The sequence below is a fragment of the Pseudomonas sp. KT_2_4 genome (assembly GCF_041410225.1).
Classification (GTDB): domain Bacteria; phylum Pseudomonadota; class Gammaproteobacteria; order Pseudomonadales; family Pseudomonadaceae; genus Aquipseudomonas; species Aquipseudomonas paracarnis.
Genome location: NZ_CP166962.1, coordinates 3,653,372 through 3,671,298 on the forward strand (window position 1 = coordinate 3,653,372; position 17,927 = coordinate 3,671,298).

The following is a 17,927-nucleotide window of genomic DNA, read 5'->3' on the forward strand; positions in this document are numbered from 1 at the left end:
GCCACGGTATGACTGAGCTGTCGCAGGTGTCGGTGACGGCACTCAAGGGTGTCGGTGAGGCCATGGCCGAGAAGCTGGCCAAGGTCGGCCTGGAGAACCTTCAGGACGTGCTGTTCCACCTGCCCCTGCGCTACCAGGACCGCACCCGCGTGGTGCCCATCGGCCATTTGCGCCCTGGGCAAGACGCGGTGATCGAAGGCACCGTCAGTGGCGCCGACGTGGTGATGGGCAAGCGCCGCAGCCTGGTGGTGCGCCTGCAGGACGGCACTGGCGGCTTGAGCTTGCGCTTCTACCACTTCAGCAACGCGCAGAAGGAAGGGCTCAAGCGTGGCACCCGCGTGCGCTGCTATGGCGAGGCACGCCCAGGCGCATCGGGCCTGGAAATCTACCACCCGGAATACCGCGCCATTACCGGCGATGAGCCGCCACCGGTGGACACCACGCTCACGCCGATCTACCCGCTGACCGAGGGCCTGACCCAGCAACGCCTGCGCCAGTTGTGCATGCAGACCCTGACCATGCTCGGCCCGCAAAGCCTGCCCGATTGGCTGCCCCTGGAGCTGGCCCGCGACTATCAGCTGGCGCCCCTGGCCGATGCGATCCGGTATTTGCATCACCCGCCCGCCGATGCCGATGTGGACGAACTCGCCCTCGGTCATCACTGGGCCCAGCATCGCCTGGCCTTTGAAGAACTGCTCACGCACCAGCTGTCCCAGCAACGCCTGCGCGAAAGCATGCGTTCCCTGCGCGCCCCGGCGATGCCCAAGGCCACGCGGCTGCCTGCGCAATACCTGGCCAACCTCGGCTTTGCGCCGACCGGCGCGCAACAGCGCGTGGGCAATGAAATCGCCTACGACCTCAGCCAGCAAGAACCGATGCTGCGGTTGATCCAGGGTGACGTAGGCGCCGGCAAGACCGTGGTCGCTGCCCTCGCCGCCCTGCAAGCCCTGGAAGCTGGCTATCAAGTGGCGCTGATGGCACCGACGGAAATCCTCGCCGAACAACACTTCATCACCTTCAAGCGCTGGCTCGAACCGCTGGGCCTGGAGGTGGCGTGGCTGGCTGGCAAGCTCAAAGGCAAGAACCGCGTGGCCGCCCTGGAGCAGATCGCCGCCGGCGCACCGATGGTGGTGGGCACCCATGCGCTGTTCCAGGACGAAGTGCAGTTCAAGAACCTTGCGCTAGTGATCATCGACGAACAGCACCGATTTGGCGTGCAACAGCGCCTGGCCCTGCGCCAGAAAGGCGTGGGCGGGCGCATGAACCCGCACCAGTTGATCATGACCGCCACGCCGATCCCACGCACCCTGGCCATGAGCGCCTACGCCGACCTCGACACCTCGATCCTCGACGAACTGCCGCCGGGGCGTACGCCGGTCAACACCGTGCTGGTCACCGACACCCGACGTGTCGAAGTGATCGAGCGCGTGCGCGGTGCCTGCGCCGAAGGCCGCCAGGCGTACTGGGTGTGTACCCTGATCGAAGAGTCCGAAGAACTGACCTGTCAGGCCGCCGAAACCACTTATGAAGACCTCACCAGTGCCTTGGGTGAGCTCAAGGTGGGGTTGATCCATGGCCGTATGAAACCGGCGGAAAAAGCCGCAGTGATGGCCGAGTTCAAGGCCGGCAACCTGCAATTGCTGGTGGCTACCACCGTGATTGAAGTGGGCGTGGACGTCCCCAACGCCAGCCTGATGATCATCGAAAACCCCGAACGCCTGGGCCTGGCGCAGCTGCACCAGCTACGCGGGCGGGTTGGCCGGGGCAGTGCCGCCAGCCACTGCGTGCTGCTCTATCACCCGCCACTGTCGCAGATCGGTCGCCAGCGACTGGGCATCATGCGCGAAACCAACGACGGTTTTGTTATCGCCGAAAAAGACCTCGAACTGCGCGGCCCCGGTGAAATGCTCGGCACGCGCCAGACCGGCCTGCTGCAATTCAAGGTCGCCGACCTGATGCGCGATGCCGACCTGCTGCCCGCCGTGCGCGATGCTGCGCAAGCATTGCTCGAACGTTGGCCCGATCACGTCAGCCCCTTGCTCAACCGCTGGCTGCGGCACGGCCAGCAATACGGCCAAGTGTGACGCCTGACGCACTTATCCGACCAACACCCGTATCAAGCTGGTTATACTCCAATGAATGTAAGAAATTGGATCAGGCCATGTCAGAAGTTGCCCTCGCCACAGCCCCACTGACCGCCCCGCCGGTCATTCGGGCGCTGCTCGCAAAGCTCGCCATCCCCTACACGGAAGTCATCGAACAGCCTGGCCTGAACCCTGCACAAAAGGTCCAGGCGGTGTTGCTTGAAGATGCGGTTGGCGCGCTCATGGTGCTGTTCCCCCAAAGCCAGTTGCTGGACCTCAACCGCCTCGCCGAACTCACCGGTCGCCGCCTCACGGCCGTCGCCCCCGAGCGTGTCGAGCGCATGCTGGGCAAGCATGACCTGAGCCTGCTGCCGGGTTTGCCGCCCCTGACCAGTTCGCCGTGCCTGTACGAAGGCCGCTTGCTCAATGAGCCGAGCCTGCTGGTGCATTCGGGCGAAGCCGGGCTGTTGCTGGAAATCCCCAGCGACGCCTTCAAGAGCCTGCTCACCAAGGCCAGCGCCGCGCAGTTCGGGGAACCCTTGAGCAACATCCGCCCGAATCTCGACCGCCCCAATGATGACCGTGAGGAAATCACCCAGGCGATGCAAGCCTTCACCGCGCGTCGTATTCAGCAGCGCCTGGAAGCGACCATCGAGATTCCACCGCTGGCCGACACCGCGCAGAAGATCATCAAGCTGCGCGTCGATCCCAATGCCACCATCGACGACATCACCGGCGTGGTGGAAACCGACCCGGCCCTCGCCGCCCAGGTCGTAAGCTGGGCCGCGTCGCCCTACTACGCTTCGCCGGGCAAGATCCGCTCAGTCGAAGACGCCATCGTGCGCGTGCTGGGCTTTGATCTTGTGATCAACCTGGCGCTGGGCCTGGCCCTGGGCAAAACCCTGAGCCTGCCCAAGGACCGCCCGCACCTGTCCACGCCGTACTGGCACCAGTCGATCTACACCGCCGCCGTGATTGAAGGCCTGACCCGTGCCATGCCCCGCGCCCAGCGCCCGGAAGCCGGCCTGACCTACCTGGCAGGTTTGCTGCACAACTTCGGCTATCTGCTGCTGGCCCACGTGTTTCCGCCCCACTTCTCGCTGATCTGCCGGCACCTGGAGGTCAACCCGCACCTGTGCCACAGCTACGTCGAGCAACACTTGCTGGGCATCAGCCGCGAACAGATCGGCGCCTGGCTGATGCGCTATTGGGACATGCCGGACGAATTGTGCACCGCCCTGCGCTTCCAGCACGACCCGACGTACGACGGGCAATACGCCGAGTATCCGAACCTGGTGTGCCTGGCGGTGCGCCTGTTGCGCAGCCGGGGGATTGGCTCCGGGCCGGATGAATCCATTCCGGACGCATTGCTTGAGCGCCTGGGCTTGAGCCGCGAGAAGGCGGAGGATGTGGTCGGTAAAGTGCTGGATGCCGAAGTGCTGTTGCGCGAATTGGCTTCGCAGTTCAGCCAGGGGTAAATCTGGCGCTTGTTACACCGCTATCGCAGGCAAGCCAGCTCCCACAGTGACCGCGTTCCAACGTTGAAATAGGGTCAACTGTGGGAGCTGGCTTGCCTGCGATGAATTCAACTCGGTCTACCTGACCGCCTACTTCTTTTTCTTCGGCTTCAAATACTTGGTCAGCCCCTGGAACCAGATCACCAGTGCCGGGTTGCCCTTGATCTGGATCGACTTGTCCTGAATCCCCGTCATGAACGCCAGTTGCTTGTTCTTCGCCTGCATCGTGGCGAAGCCGTAGGCGGCATCCTTGAAGGCAATGGCGAAGGCCGGCGCCGGGTGGACACCTGAGCGGCTGGTGATGCGCTGGTCTTTGACGATGAAGTGACGGGCAACCTTGCCGTCGAGGGTCTGCAGCTGGAAGGCCAGGTCTTTGTCACCCAGTTGCTGCTGGAAGGCGGGGTTGGTGCGGCTGGCTTTGCCCATCATCAGGCCCAGCACCCACAGGAGAAGACGAAATTTCATGCACACGGCCTCGGTGTATTTATTGGAGTGGCCGCAGCAGTGTAACGATTTGCAAAAAGAACGCCACCGATCTCGCGCTTTAGGCGCAGATCGGTTGGCGTTTAACGCTTATAGCAACAAGTACTTAAACGTTAGGACATGGCACTGGCGCCCAATCGGCCAGGTTTGGATTGCGGCAGGTTGCTTCGATCTGGGTCTTGCCCGCACTGGCGACCTGCTTGCTTTCAGCTTGCTTGGCCTGCACGGTCTGGATGCTACGTTCGGTGGTTACCGCTTCTTTCGGCACTGTCGGCAGCACCGGCTTCTTGGCTGGCTTGACGGCTTTCTTGCCCTTGGCCGGAGCGACCACTGGCGTGGTATCGGCGGTGGCCACGGTCACCACATCGCTGCGCTGTACGCCGACCTGTTGCAGGTCTTTCTCGTACGCCTGGGTGTAGTTGTTCAGGTCTTCGCTGGCCTTGCCGTTGACCGTCACGATCAGGTCATTGGATTCCTTCAGACCTGCGACGATTTCCGCCAGGCGCTTGCGGCCTTCGGTGTCGTTGACGGTCTTGGCCTTGCGATCAGCCACCAGCTTGGTGAATGCGCTCTGGTAGCACTGCTGCGAGGCCTTGGCATAGGCGGTGCTGCGGTCGATGTCCGAGGCGCTTTTGTTGAAGTCGGTGGAGTAGGACGCGATGCGCTGGTTGTCATCGGTGATCTGTTTCTGGCGCTCGGTGTAGTAACCCGCCGCACCGCCAGCCAGGGCGCCGCCTGCGGCACCGATCGCGGCATTGCGGCCACGGCTGTCCTTGTCGCCGGTCAGCGCGCCCAGCAGGGCACCGCCGGCCGCGCCGATCGCGGCACCGGTGACGACCGACTTGGTCATGTCCGAATCGGTGGCGCGCAGGTGCTGCACCGGCTCGTAGCAGTTGGGGTAGTACTCGACCTTGGTGCTCGACGCCACCTTGGACGCAGGCGACGTAGCGCAACCAGTCAACACGGTACTGAAACCAGCTGCGATCAGCAGCAGGTGACGCTTGGAAACCGCCTTACGGGAAAAAAGCATAGATGTGATCTCTGTTAAGTTTGACTTGCCCAGCACGGCCCACCGCCGCCTGAGTCCCTTCCAAGCTCGCTAGACAGCCAACGATCAAGACCGCTGACCGCTCGCTGCGAGCAATTCCTTCAAGATCGTTGCCGGGTCGGCCCGCTGTTGCTTGCGGTAGTTGCCGACATGGCGAACGAACAGTGTCGCGCGCGTCACCAGGCTCTTGCCGAGCACTGGCTTGCGATCCAACTCTTCCTTGATCCGTTGAAACTGCGCCTGGATCACCGCATCGGTGTAGCGCGTGCCGGTGGCCAGGTTGTCGATGTAAATCGCCACCGCGCCGTCCAACGCGCTGCGTCCATTGGTAATGGCCATGTCAAACAGCTGCGCGCTGGCCTCGTCCTTGCTGTCCACCGCCTGCTGGCGACTCTTCTGCAGGTTGGCCAGGCGGATGTTGTAGTTGCTGATGGTCTCGGCCACCAACGCCGCCGACTGGATCAAATTGCCCGCGGCTTCTTCGCGTTGCTGGGCGATCAGCGACACGTTGCGCTTGAGCTCTTCGTTGACCAGGCCCAGCTCGGCTTGAAGCTTGGGATCGACACTGGCGGCGATGATGCTGTCCAGGCGCTTGGTCGGGTCCTGGGCGTCGTCGATGGCATCGGTCAGCGCGGCCAGGCGGCCTTCCTTCTGCCATTGGGCAAACAATTCCTTGTAGCGCGAGCGCGGCGCCGACAACGCGCCAATCGCCACGCGAAAGCCGGTGGTCTCGTTGCTTTGCTCGGTGCCATCAGCGGCAAACAACGGGTATTCGCGGCGCATGCCGGTGAACAACGTGCCCTCGCCTTCCAGGTAGTTGCCGCCCTTGACCACAAAGCCGCCGTAGGTGCCCTGGCGGCGGCCAGCGTGTACCAGCTGGAAGGATTCCTGGACCATTTCCGCGGCGTTGCCGATCACGTCGAACATGCCAATGGGGTTGGGCAACTTGGTACCGATGGGCATCAACCGCGCCGCCTGGCCGGTGCCGCCGGCCACTTGGTTGAACACCGCGTAATCGGCCAGCGGACCATCGCTTTCACTGCCCTCGGCGCGCCGTGGATACAGACGGCCTTCGAGGTCCTGGCGGCTCACCGCCTGGCCGCCGCGTGCGGCGTACTCCCACTCCACTTCGGTGGGCAGGCGCACAAAACCCAGGCCGCCGTCTTCGGCCGACGCACCGCGCCCGCTTACCGGCAGCAGTTCGCGGTGGTATTTCATCAGCCAGGCGCTGTACACCGCCGAGAAACGCTCGGCTTCAAAGCGCGACAGTTTCACCTTGGGCAAACGCCCGGCCATGCCGCTGGGCGCCTCACATGCGGGAGCCGGTTCTCCGCTGGCCAGGGATTGCGCCTGGGCCATCACCTGGGCGTACTGGCGAGCAGTCACTTCGTATTTGCCGATAAAGTACAGCATGGGCTTGAGCGGGGTCTTGGCGTCGGTCTTCGGCATCTGCGGCGCGATGACCTTGCTCCAGTCCTTGGGCAAGTCCTTGAGGGTGAACTGGCCGTTGATGAAGTCGCGCCGGTAGCCGGAAATAAACGACTGCTGATAACCCGCCTCGCCTTCGGCAAAGGGGTAGCCCAGGTTGATTTCACGGTCATCCAGGGTGCCCTGGGCCAGAATGTAGGCGTAGCGGAATACCATGTTACCTTCGCAGGGCAGCGGCAGGCTCACGTCGTCCGGCAACGGCTTGGGGTTGTCGAGCTTGTCACTTGCCTCATCGGCCCAGGCCAGCGAGGCCAGGCTCAGCGCCACGCAGGCGCCCAGTAATTTATACATCTCTGATTCCTTCAGAAGCCTGGATACGTGCCACCCGCCAACCACCACAGGCGGCCGCCACGGCACTGACACCGAGCACCGCCACCAGGGCCAGGCCATAATGGCGCGCCAACAGGTGGCTGGCGTACTCGCCCGGCACCTGCACAAAAAGCTTGTTCAACGCCGCCTCAGCCAGGCCATACAGCCCAACGCTGAGCACAGCGGCAAAACCCGCGCTGTATAGCGCTTGCAGCAGCACAAACAGCAACAAGGCGGCGGTGGAAAACCCCAACAGGCGCAACACCGAGAGTTCACGGTGCTTACGCGCTACCGCCGCCAGGGTGCCCGCGAAAATCGCCGCAAACGCCCCGGCCAACGCCAACCCGGCGATGATCCAGAACACAATCGACAGGTTGCGGCTCAACGATTGCACTTGAGCGATGGTGTGCGCCTGGGTTGAAACCAACAGGTTCTGCCCGGCGAAATACACCCGCAACGGTTCCACATCACTGAGGCTGCGCGCGTACAGGCGAAACGCCGGGTAGATACGCTGTTCGCTCACGCTCGCCGCTTCACCGGCCCAACCCAACGCCGGCACCGCACGGCCATCGCGATAATCTTCCGCTGCCTCCAACAACGCCAGATCGGCAAACAGGCCCTCGCGAACGAAGGCCTCCAGCGGCAACACCGCCAGCACCTGCAACCGCGTGCGCTGGGCCTCGACGCGCCCCGCCACTTGCCGCGCAAAGCTGGTTTCCAGCCAGTCACCGGGCCTTGCCGCGAGCTTTTCGGCGGCGGTATGGCTGAGCACGATCTGGTCCAGGCCGTGGGGCATCGGCAAGCCTGCCAACAACGGGTCGCCTGCGGCAGTCGGCAGCATTTCCAGGGTCAGGGTGCCCACCTGCGCCGTGGCGGCAATTTGCCGTGTGCGCGGCACAGCAAACGCCACCTCGCTGCGCTCACCCAGTTGCGCGATAAACGCCGCGCTGAATCGACCACCGCCCAATGGGATGATTTCACGGCTGGCGGGGTCGGTCTCCAAGCGTTCGGTCAAACTGCTAACCAGTCCAAATTTCAGCCCGAATAACACCAGCAATGGCGCGATAACCGCCACCAATGCCAACACAGAACAGGCCGACAACCACCCATCGTTGCGGTAGTCCTGCCACGCAAGCGAAGCAACCAGGCCGATGCGCATTAGCACGCCTCCCCGAGGGTTGCGGTGACGCCGCCGTCTGGATCGCGCTGGCAACTGATACGCCGCACCTGCAAGCCACTGGCGCGGGCCAGCGGTTCATCATGGGTGGCGATCACACAGGCCGTACGGTGTTCGCGGGCCTGGGCCAGCAGCGCCTGCATCACGCGTTCGGCGTTGAGCGGGTCCAGGGACGCCGTCGGCTCATCAGCCAGCACCAGTTGCGGCCCATGGGCCAGGGCCCGTGCACAGCTGACCCGCTGGCGTTGGCCCACCGACAACGCCGCCGGGCGCTTGGCCAACTGATCGCTGATCTGCAACTGCTCAGCCAGGCGCGCCACGCGGCCGTCATCCTGCAAGCCCAGCAGTTGGCGCGACAGCGCGATATTGCCGCGCACGTCCAGAAACCCCAGCAACCCCCCGGTCTGCGGCACATAGCCCAAGTGCTGGCTGCGTAACGCGGCCAGCGCCGATTGCCGGTCGGCACGCCACAGCGCGCCGACGTCGTGTTGGTTGAATGCAAACTGCCCCACCTGATCCGGCGCCAACACCAGCGCCAGCAGGTCGAGCAAGGTGCTCTTGCCGCAACCACTGGGGCCGACAATTGCCAGTTGTTCACCCGCGCCCAGCTGCAACGCAGGGATCACCAGGCTGTAGCGCTGGCTACCGACGCCCCGGCTCTTGTGCACCGCGCTCAGGTTCAACATTACGGCAGCGTCGACAGCGGCACGCGATACAACGCATCGCCCGGTTCGGCATCGCCGAAACGGACCCAGTTGGCCACGTCGTTATGGAAGGTTTCATACAGACGGATTTTCGAATCCAGCTCGTCGATAAAGTCTTCCTGCTCGGCCACGCTCAATGACAACCACAGGTCCTGGGTCATGTTCAGCGACTTGCTGCGGTACGGCAGGCCCTCCAGGTATTCACCGAGCAGGCCGCCGTCAGCCAGGTTGCCGCCCTTGCGCAGGGCCTGCGGGTCGCGGCTCATATAGGCCGAGGCGCTGGCGATTTCCTGGAAGAAATCCTTGGGCGAGCTTTGGGTCTTGCGCGCCGCATCCACGATCAACTTCAACGATTGTTGCAGATCGTTGAGTTGCAGCTTGGTCAACATCACGCACACCTGGAACGCTGGCAGCGCCGGGTTGGTCAGGTCACGATCAGCGGTCCAGGCGCTGACCAATTGCGGTGCCTGGCTCGCGGTCTTGCGCCCGAGAAAGTCCATGTGCATGGCATAGCCGACGGCGGCGGACTTGTCCGCCAGGCTCGGCGCGGCACTGAGCAACGGCACGGGCTGCGGCGTGTTGCTGCGCACCTGATGCACCAGGTTGGCGAACACCGTGCCGATCTCATCGACGCGCTCACCCAGCTTGCGCACATCGCCCCCTGGCACCGGCGTGTACAGGTCGCCGATCTGCGGGTTGGCGTCGGCGGTGAGGACGCGATACTGGCTCTCGGCGCCGGCATGGGTTTTCTTGCCGGCATCGGTGCGCAGGTGCAGCGCGTAGATCTTGATCTGCTTGCCCAGCGCCGCCTGGCGCACTTCCGCTTCGTTCATCTGGGTGGCGGCGAACGGGTCGTTCTTGCGCAGCGCGCCGGCATCGGAGACCAGCAGGATGATGCGCCCGCCGTAGCCGGACCAATCCATGCCGTCCACTGCCTGCATCACCCCGGCAAACGCATCTTCGTTGAACGAGTGGCTGGACACCGTCGACGCTTTGACCTGGCGCGCCATATCCAGAAAGCGCTGCGGGTCGCGGCCTTGGTCGAGGCTGATCAGGGTCTTGGCGACATACTCAAGGCCCGGCGTTTTCTGGATGCTGCTGCGAAAGCCGACCATGCCGAAGCTGACGCTGTCCAACTCGCCACGCTCAGCAATGCGGGTTTGCAGCTCATGCACCACGTCGCGAATCTGGTCGATGTAGGGCTGCATCGACACGGTGGTGTCCACCACCAGCACCACCGCCGTGCGGAACGCGTCGGCATTGGCGCTGAGCGTCGGGCTGGCGGGTCTGGCAGCGGCGCGGCTGCCTGGGTCGATGGAGGCCACGTTGAGCAACTGCACCGGCTGGCCGTTGTCGTCGAAGCTCTCCTTGGAATCGAAGATCGGCAACAGGTAGAACTGGTTCTGCGGCACCGCGCTGGCGGTGGGTTCCAGGGCCAGGACTTGCTGGTTGTCTTCACGGTTGTTCTGCGCCTTGGCCAAGGCGCTTTTCGCTGCGGCAGGGTCGGCCAGCAGTTTTTCCACCTCACCGGGCTGGCGCAGGAACATCACGGGAGCCCGGCCGGAGCGCTCGGTGAACTTGAGCACCAGGCTTTGTTTCCAGTCGCTGACCTGGGAGGCTGGCAGCCAACCGTCGCTGCGACCATCAGTGGCCGCGCCGACGCGTACCCACTGGCTGCCATCGACCTCTTTGCGCTGGTACACGTAGAGCACGGAAAACGCCGGCAGCGCTTTACCCGGCGTACTCCCGGCGTCCGCTGAAAGCTGGGCGCCGGGTTTGCTGAGTACACGCTGGAACAAGGTTTTCTTGCCTGCCATCAGCAACGGGCGCTGACCGCCATCCACTTCAGCGACAGCCACGGGCGGCGTCACCTTGGGCACCACGGCGGCTGGCGGCTTGGCCGGTTCATCGCCGCCGCTCAACCACCAGTAGCTGGCGCCACCAATGGCCAACGCGACGGCGACTGCCACGGCGGCCAAAGCCAATACCGGCCCACGGCGCTGCTCGGACGGGGCATTGTGCTGCGTCGGCGTCACCACCGGTTGACGCACTATTGGCTGCGGCTGCGGTTTATCCGTCGGAATGTCGATGGTGACAGGGGTCATACCCGCCAGATCAAAGCTCAATGGAATCGGCAGCGGCCGCACCAGCGTGGCATCCGATTCATCAGCCGGCAGTTGATCCAGCGCCAACAACAACGCTGCCGCATCCGGATAACGTTCCGCCGGGTCCTTGGCCAACAACTTGCGCAGCACGCCCTGATAGCGCCCATGGTGCACAGGCAATTCCGGCAAGGGTTCGGTCAGGTGCGCCAGCGCCGTGGAAAGCGCATCGGTGCCGTTATAAGGCAGCTTGCCGACGAGGATTTCATACAGCACCACGCCCAGCGCGTAGAGGTCGGCGCGGCCATCGATCTCCTGGCCCCGCGCCTGCTCCGGGCTCATGTAGCTCGGCGTGCCCACGGCAAACCCGGCCTGGGTGAACTGGGTGCGATCGTCCAGCGACTTGGCAATCCCGAAGTCCGACAACACTGCCGTGCCATCGGCGCGAAACAGAATGTTCGCCGGCTTGACGTCGCGGTGCACCAGCCCTTGGGCATGGGCATAGCCCAGGGCCGAGGCAATCTGGCGGATCAGCGTCACGCCCTGCTCCGGGGTCAGCCCAGCAGCGATGCGCTCCTTGAGCGTGCCGTTGGGCAGGTATTCCATGGCCATGTAATACAGCTCACCGACGTTGCCGATGTCATGGATGGTCACCGTGTGCGGGTGCGACAAGCGCGCCAGGGTCTTGCCCTCGCGCAGGAAGCGTTCGCAGAAACTCGGGTCGGCCGCCAGCGCCGCCGCCATCACCTTCAACGCCACCTTGCGCTCCAACGAGCGCTGGGTCGCCAGGTACACGCTGGCCATGGCGCCTTCGCCAATCTCGCCTTCGATGTCATAACCTGGGATGACGATGTTCATGACGAGACCTTCACGACGAGGGTGGTGATGTTGTCCGGTGCGCCGCGATTTAGGCCCAAGTGCACCAGGCTGCGCACGATTTCATCCGGTGCGTCATGGCTGAGCACCTCGCGGATTTCGTGGTCTTCGACGGTTTTGTTGAGGCCATCGCTGCACAGCAAATAGCTGTCGCCGGGAGCGATCAACAGGTCCACCGAGGCGACGTCCAACTGGGCCTCAACGCCAATGGCGCGGGTGACGATATTGGAGCGCGGGTGGGTGCGGGCGTCGGCTTCGCTGAGCAGGCCGCTGTCTTGCAGGTCTTGCACGTAGCTGTGGTCGCGGGAAATGCTTTCCAGCACGCCGTCGCGCAAGCGGTACAGGCGGCTGTCGCCGGCCCACAGGCACACCCCGCGCAAGCCGCGCGCGGCAAACACCACCACGGTGCTGCCCATCATGGTCACGCCACGGTTGGCGGTTTCTTCGCGCACGGCCGCGTTGATGCGCAGCAGGTCATTGCGCAGCGCCGCCGAGTATTCATCCAGAGAGCGGCCCAGCGGCACATGGCGCAGGCTGTCGACGATCAAGCTGCTGACATAGTCGCCCGCCGCGTGCCCGCCCATGCCATCGGCCACCACCCACAGGCGGTTTTCCGGCAGATCCAGAAAGGCATCTTCGTTGACTTGGCGAACCATGCCCACATGGCTTTTGCTCGCGGATTCGTACGTCACGCCCATCTACACCACACCTTCTTGTCCGAGCAAAAACTGCGCAAAATCGCTGGCGGCAGGCAGGCCCTGGCACCGTAATAAACCGGGGGAGATACGCTGCGAGCCTCGCCCCCACCACAGGCTTGCGCCCTCGCACGCCTGTTCGGCCAGTGCGGTCATACGCTGGTGCGGCACGGTGGCTGCCACCCTTTGCAGGCCGGCGAAACGGCTGTCCACCGCCCGCGGCTCGCTGGCCGGCACACCCAACTCGTCGAGCCCGGCGTTGAAGCTTTCGAAGGTCGCGCCGCTGTCGAGGGTGCTGAGCAACAAGGTTTCAGCCTGCTCGAACCAGGCGTCCGAACCGCCCACCAGCGACGCCGGGTTGGTGTCGTGATCCAGCAAGGTCACCACCGCCAGCGGAAAGTAACGCCCGACCCGGTCAATGCTCGGCATCACCACGCCCGCCGCCGCGTCCGGCCCGCACACGCCCGGCGCCAGCACAAAGCGCCACAACGGGCTGACCAGGTACGCATTCAGCCAGTCAGCGCCGAGGCTGTTCTGGCTGGCGAGCAAACCCGCCGCCAGCCAGCTGTCCCACGGGCCGATAAAGCTCTGCGGCAAGGCGCGGCTGACGAAGTCCCCGCGGCTGGCCAACTTGCCGTAGAAACCCAGGGCCGTCATAGCCGCTCCGGCAGGCTGAAGCCACTGAGCACGCGGCTCTTGAACGGGTTGAAGGCACTGTTGGCGCGCAACTCGTAGGCGATGCTCGCGCCATCGACTCGCAGGCGCAGGTTGAAACGATCCGGCGAGTTGCCTGCGGTGAGGTCTGATTGCTCCAGCAGACGGAACCAGGCCCACGGGCCGTCCAGAGTGATGCCGGAGCGACCACTGGCCGACGGGGGCATGATGGAAATACGCACCACGCCAATGCTGCCCGGGTTCGGCCATTGCATCGCCACCGGCCGGCTCGGGCCGTGGTCGTAGCTCAATTGCTGGCCGTCCAGGTCAAGCAGAAACTGAGTGATGGTAGGGTCCATCGACACCGGCTTGAGTTCGAAACGCACGATGGGTTGGGTGCCACCGGAGCGGAAGAACGCGTCCCGAATCGACGCCGCACGCTGGAAGGTTTGCAGCACGCCAGGAGCAATCCCCAGCTTCTGCGCCGCCCCAGGTTGCCAGCGCCAGGTCTGTGCCGATGTGTCCACATAGGGCTGCAGGTATTTGCGGAAGTAGTTGTCCATCACCCCGCCCACGCCGAAGAACTGGCCGAAGTCATCCAGGGTGGCGTCCCGCGCACTGCCCGGCGACATCGGGTAACGCCCGGCCAACGACTGGCGATACACGTTGACCACCTCACTGACCCAGGCCGCGTTCAGCTGGTTACGCACCCCGCCCATCATGCTGTTGGTGGTGGAATTGACCACCGACTTGACCATGCCCTGCACCAGCGGCGGCTGACGCTCGGCGTTCAGGCTGACCCGCGTGGCCGCAGCCGCCGCCTGGTTCTTGGCCTCACCGAGCAAGGCATCGCCGCTGGCACCGACCATGGCACTGACCTGCACATACAGTGCATTCATGTCCGACAGCAGGCCGTCGATGGCCGCCGGTTCACCTTCGTTTTTGCTGACGATGCTGTTGAGTTCGGCAAAGTGCGCGGTCACGGGATCATCCGCCGGTGCCGGTGCATTCGCCGTCGGTTGCGCCTCGCCCAGCAAACTGCCGAGGCGCTCCTTGAGCTTGTCCACGCCGCCTTCCACCGGCACGCCTTTGGCGGCCAGTTGGCGTTCTTCGGCTTGCAGGTCGGTTTCCCTGGCAACCGCCACCAGCAGCTTTTTCAGCGGCGAGGTGGGACCGGAAATCACCCGCAGCACATCGGCGGCCTGTGCCACGCTGGTGATCGGCACAAAGTCGATGTCGGCGAGCAACGCGTCCCACTGGCGCTGGTAATCCTGGAAGTACAAACGGCGCACGTCGGCGGCCAGGCTCACCACGTTCTGCTGGTCGGCCTGTTCATGGCCCAGCACCCATTGCTCTTCGGCCAGGGTGCCGGTCTGGTTCAAGCTGCTGAGCAAGAACGCCTGGCGATAGCCTTTGGCGGTAAAGAAACCACTCAACGGCTCACCCAACGGCTTGCCGCTCTTGCGGCTGAACACTAGCGCGGCATCGCGACCGGCGGCTTCGTTGAGGCGAAAGTCCGGGATACCTTCGGGCAGTTTCTGGCGCTTGACGCGGTCGTACACGCGCTGGGCTACCGGCAATTGCTGCAACTGCCGACGCAAATCGTCGATCAGCCGTGGGTCCAGGCGTGCGCTCGGCGGGTGGCGTTCGAACAGCGCCTGCAAGTGCCCGGCCAGGGCCTGACGCTGGTCGGCCGGCAGGTCGCGGGGCAGGTTGCGGTCCCAGTCCAGGGCGATCCAGGCCTTGATGAAGTCCGGGTCGTAATGCTCGGTGTCGGCGAGCATCAGGTAAGCCTTGAGGCCCTCGTAGAGAAAGTCCGAGTTACCGCCGCCGTGCAGTTGCTCTTCGATACGCGTCACCAGGCGTGGCGCGAACACGGCGATCAACAGTTTGCGGTACACGCTGGCGGACTCGGCTTCGAGCATATCGCCCTGGTACAGCCCCAGCCCTTCGGACCAGCTCGGCGAATCCCCCGCCAGGTTCTTCACCGCATTGAGCAACGGCAGCACGGCGAGCACTTCCCGCTGTGCCGGGCTCAGGTTCTGTACGGTCTGGCCCAGGGGCGCGACCTTCTGATCGACCTGGGCGATATATGCCTGGTTGGCGCGATAGCTCACCCACCACAGGCCGCTGACCACCACCACCAGCGCGACGGTGGCCGCCAGTACGCCACGGGCGATCCACTTGCGGCGCCGCTCGACTTTCGGGTTCACCCCCACCAGGCCGCGCTCGGCAAAGGCCACGGCGGTGAAAAGTTTTTCGATGAAGTAACTGCGCCCGGTGCCGCTCTGGCGCGCCAGGTGCTGGCGGTCCAGGTTCATGCTCTGGGCCATGGCACCGATCAGGCGGTCAATCGGGCTGCCTTCCTGGGTGCCGCTGGTGAAGTACACGCCACGCAGCAACACGCGCTCTTCAAAGGCGTTGGGTTTGAACACGCCTTCGAGGAAGTTTTGCAGGCAATCTTTCAACGCGCCGAACTGCTGCGGGAAGCCGTAGATCAGGTCGCGTCGTGCCGGGTCGCGTTCCTGTTGCAAGCGCTCGACCAGGCGTTCGTTGAGGCGCTGCTCCAGGCCGGCGAATTCGCTTTGCAGGTGCGCCAGCGGGCTGTCGCTGTTTTTGCCGTCGTCCAGGGCAAAGGTCATGCCCCACACCTGGGCGCGCTCTTCCTTGCTCAGGTTGTCGAAGAACTCCATGAAGCCCGGCACCAGGTCGAGCTTGGTGAGCATCAGGTAGATGGGGAAACGCACGCCCAGTTGCGTATACAGCTCCTGGATGCGCAGGCGAATCGCGGCAGCATGGGCTGCGCGCTCGGCGTCGGTGCCCAGCAGCAGATCCGAGAGGCTGATGGCGATAAAGGCACCGTCGATAGGCCGGCGCGCACGCTGCTTTTTCAGCAAGTCGAGAAAGCCCAGCCAGGCGGCTTTGTCCACCGTGGAGTTGCTGTCCTGGGTGGTATAGCGGCCAGCGGTGTCGAGCAATACGGCCTGGTCGGTAAACCACCAGTCGCAGTTGCGCGTCCCCCCCCACGCCCCGCACCGCACCGGCGCCCAATTGCGCCGCCAGTGGGAAATGCAGCCCGGAATTGACCAGCGCGGTCGTCTTGCCCGAGCCCGGCGGGCCGATGATCACATACCACGGCAACTCGTAGAGGTTGCGGCGCTCATCGCCGCCCAGCTTGGCCTTTTTCAGCAGTGCCAGGGCTTCGTCCATGCGCTGGCGCAGCGTGGACAGCTCTTCGGCGGTCGCAACGCTGTTGGGGTCGACCGGGGTTTCTGCGGCCAGGCTGCGCATCACTTCGGCGGCCTGGCGACGGGCCTGGATAATGCGGAACACGCGGTAGGCCACCCACAGCGCAAACACCAGCACGATCAGCGCCCAACGGCGCCCTTCGGGCACCAGCACGTCCAGCAGCGGGCCAACAAACCAGATGATCAGGCTCAGGGCAATCAGGCCCAGCACGGGGATCACCCAGCGAATCATGAAACTGAAAAACGCCTTCACTCGACGCCCTCCGCCAATACGGTGATTTCAACCCGACGATTGCGGGCACGGCCTTCGGCAGTACTGTTGGTGGCCAACGGCTCGGTGTCGCTGCGGCCTTCGGCGCTGAAGCGTTCGGCCTGGCCGGTCTTGGCCGCGAGAATCGCCAGCACCGACTTGGCCCGGGCTTCGGACAACGCCCAGTTGGACGGGAAACGCAACGTGGCAATCGGGCGGTTGTCGCTGTGCCCGGTGACACGCACCTGGCCCTTGACCTTGCGAATGGCGTCAGCGATGCGCAGCATCAGCGGCTGGTAGTCATCGACGATGCTGGAGCTGGCCGAGGCGAACAGCTCATCGCCACGAATGGTCACGACAGAGCGGTCGACCTTGTCTTCCACCGCCACGCGGCCGGCCTTGATGTCGTCGGCCAGGAACCCGGCCAGGCGCGGGCGCTCAATCACTTTGGGCTGCGCCACCGGACGGTCGATGGCCTGCACCGGGATCTCGCCCAGGGCATGAATATTCTTGAACACCGGCTCGGCGTCCGAGGCCAGCTTCAGGCGCAGGCCGAACAGCAACGCCAACAGCAGCGCCAAGCCAATCGCCACGGCAATCCATGGCGGCATGAATTGCGCCAGGCGATCACGGGCCACGGTTACACCGCGCCAGTGCGGCGACAGCTCACGCTCGTGCTCGCCACGGGCGCTGCGTATCGCTGCGGCGGTGCGTTCACGCAAGGCTTCCAACTGGCTGCGCCCGTCGGTCATCACGCGGTAACGCCCTTCAAAACCCAGGCACATGCACAGGTACAACAGCTCCAGCAGGTACAGGCGTTCCCGTGGGCTTTGCAGACAGTGGTCAAGCAACTGGAAAACCTTTTCGCCACCCCAGGCTTCGTTGTGCACGGTGATCAGCAGGCTCTGCTTACCCCAGTCACTGGTGCTGCCCCACGGCGTGCTCAGCACCGCTTCATCCAAGGCAGTGCACAGCGCGTAACGGGCCAACAGCACTTCATTGCGTGCCACACCGGCGGCTTCGGCGCGTTCTTCGAACTGGCGCAGGTACGCCAGCAACTGCGCACGCAGGCTGGCCGGCGCGGGATGGGCGATGGTGTTGCGCAACCGCGTCAACAACGCCAGCAACGGGCCGGCGGCACTTTCCAGCGGGTTGAGGCCCTGGCTCTTGCCGGTGAGGATCGGCGCAGCCGGCATCGACAGCGGCGCAGGTTCGGCACGCGAGGGTGCAGGCTCTCGGCCACCCGGGCGCGGCATGAACTGGGTGCGGTCATCATCATTGGGATGCATCGC

General features: G+C 64.3%; 11 protein-coding genes and 1 pseudogene. 2 read left to right on the plus strand and 10 right to left on the minus strand.

What is annotated here, in order from left to right:
• The first annotated feature begins 8 nt into the window (after positions 1-8).
• Together recG and AB9N64_RS17025 are read left to right on the plus strand one after the other, a co-directional pair.
• Positions 9-2,084: an ATP-dependent DNA helicase RecG gene (gene recG / locus AB9N64_RS17020; protein WP_003195525.1), complete on the plus strand. Its 2,076-nt coding sequence runs from the start codon at positions 9-11 to the stop codon at positions 2,082-2,084.
• Between the two features lie 77 nt (positions 2,085-2,161).
• Positions 2,162-3,562 carry an aminoacyl-tRNA deacylase and HDOD domain-containing protein gene (locus tag AB9N64_RS17025; RefSeq protein WP_014720489.1) on the plus strand — a complete coding sequence of 467 codons (1,401 nt, stop codon included), beginning with the start codon at positions 2,162-2,164 and terminating at the stop codon, positions 3,560-3,562.
• 129 nt (positions 3,563-3,691) lie between these two features.
• Here AB9N64_RS17025 and AB9N64_RS17030 read toward each other — a convergent pair whose 3' ends face one another.
• The 10 genes and pseudogenes from AB9N64_RS17030 to AB9N64_RS17075 form a co-directional block, all read right to left on the minus strand.
• Entirely contained in the window at positions 3,692-4,066 is a 375-nt protein-coding gene (locus AB9N64_RS17030; RefSeq protein ID WP_003195530.1) for a hypothetical protein, read from the minus strand.
• A 124-nt stretch (positions 4,067-4,190) separates the two neighbouring features.
• A complete protein-coding gene (gene tagQ, locus AB9N64_RS17035) occupies positions 4,191-5,114 on the minus strand; it encodes a type VI secretion system-associated lipoprotein TagQ (protein ID WP_003195532.1) in 924 nt (307 codons plus the stop codon).
• Positions 5,115-5,198: 84 nt separating this feature from the next.
• Positions 5,199-6,911 (minus strand): SUMF1/EgtB/PvdO family nonheme iron enzyme, encoded by a 1,713-nt coding sequence (locus AB9N64_RS17040; RefSeq protein WP_020302847.1) that lies wholly within the window; start codon positions 6,909-6,911, stop codon positions 5,199-5,201.
• The gene (locus tag AB9N64_RS17045; protein WP_019818122.1) at positions 6,904-8,088 is read right to left on the minus strand and encodes an FtsX-like permease family protein; all 1,185 of its coding nucleotides are present in this window, start codon (positions 8,086-8,088) and stop codon (positions 6,904-6,906) included. Before AB9N64_RS17045 ends, AB9N64_RS17040 begins: the two co-directional genes overlap by 8 nt.
• The gene (locus tag AB9N64_RS17050; RefSeq protein WP_019818123.1) at positions 8,088-8,792 is read right to left on the minus strand and encodes an ABC transporter ATP-binding protein; all 705 of its coding nucleotides are present in this window, start codon (positions 8,790-8,792) and stop codon (positions 8,088-8,090) included. The genes AB9N64_RS17045 and AB9N64_RS17050 overlap by 1 nt, the downstream gene beginning before the upstream one ends.
• Entirely contained in the window at positions 8,792-11,770 is a 2,979-nt protein-coding gene (locus tag AB9N64_RS17055) for a serine/threonine-protein kinase (RefSeq protein ID WP_019818124.1), read from the minus strand. Before AB9N64_RS17055 ends, AB9N64_RS17050 begins: the two co-directional genes overlap by 1 nt.
• Positions 11,767-12,486, minus strand: a complete 720-nt coding sequence (locus AB9N64_RS17060; RefSeq protein ID WP_003195541.1) for a PP2C family serine/threonine-protein phosphatase — start codon at positions 12,484-12,486, stop codon at positions 11,767-11,769. Before AB9N64_RS17060 ends, AB9N64_RS17055 begins: the two co-directional genes overlap by 4 nt.
• Positions 12,487-13,140: a type VI secretion system-associated protein TagF gene (gene tagF, locus AB9N64_RS17065; RefSeq protein WP_014720494.1), complete on the minus strand. Its 654-nt coding sequence runs from the start codon at positions 13,138-13,140 to the stop codon at positions 12,487-12,489.
• A pseudogene (tssM, locus tag AB9N64_RS17070) lies at positions 13,137-16,638 on the minus strand (type VI secretion system membrane subunit TssM). The gene tagF and the pseudogene tssM overlap by 4 nt, the downstream one beginning before the upstream one ends.
• Positions 16,635-17,924 (minus strand): DotU family type VI secretion system protein, encoded by a 1,290-nt coding sequence (locus AB9N64_RS17075; RefSeq protein ID WP_275968231.1) that lies wholly within the window; start codon positions 17,922-17,924, stop codon positions 16,635-16,637. Before AB9N64_RS17075 ends, tssM begins: the two are co-directional and overlap by 4 nt.
• Positions 17,925-17,927: the final 3 nt, after the last annotated feature.

Bases quoted from the DNA above. Each gene is read 5' to 3' on its own strand.
- recG (WP_003195525.1), top strand. From the start codon at position 9: ATGACTGAGCTGTCGCAGGTGTCGGTGACGGCACTCAAGGGTGTCGGT.
- AB9N64_RS17025 (WP_014720489.1), top strand. From the start codon at position 2,162: ATGTCAGAAGTTGCCCTCGCCACAGCCCCACTGACCGCCCCGCCGGTC.
- AB9N64_RS17030 (WP_003195530.1), bottom strand. From the start codon at position 4,066: ATGAAATTTCGTCTTCTCCTGTGGGTGCTGGGCCTGATGATGGGCAAA.
- tagQ (WP_003195532.1), bottom strand. From the start codon at position 5,114: ATGCTTTTTTCCCGTAAGGCGGTTTCCAAGCGTCACCTGCTGCTGATC.
- AB9N64_RS17040 (WP_020302847.1), bottom strand. From the start codon at position 6,911: ATGTATAAATTACTGGGCGCCTGCGTGGCGCTGAGCCTGGCCTCGCTG.
- AB9N64_RS17045 (WP_019818122.1), bottom strand. From the start codon at position 8,088: ATGCGCATCGGCCTGGTTGCTTCGCTTGCGTGGCAGGACTACCGCAAC.
- AB9N64_RS17050 (WP_019818123.1), bottom strand. From the start codon at position 8,792: ATGTTGAACCTGAGCGCGGTGCACAAGAGCCGGGGCGTCGGTAGCCAG.
- AB9N64_RS17055 (WP_019818124.1), bottom strand. From the start codon at position 11,770: ATGAACATCGTCATCCCAGGTTATGACATCGAAGGCGAGATTGGCGAA.
- AB9N64_RS17060 (WP_003195541.1), bottom strand. From the start codon at position 12,486: ATGGGCGTGACGTACGAATCCGCGAGCAAAAGCCATGTGGGCATGGTT.
- tagF (WP_014720494.1), bottom strand. From the start codon at position 13,140: ATGACGGCCCTGGGTTTCTACGGCAAGTTGGCCAGCCGCGGGGACTTC.
- AB9N64_RS17075 (WP_275968231.1), bottom strand. From the start codon at position 17,924: ATGCATCCCAATGATGATGACCGCACCCAGTTCATGCCGCGCCCGGGT.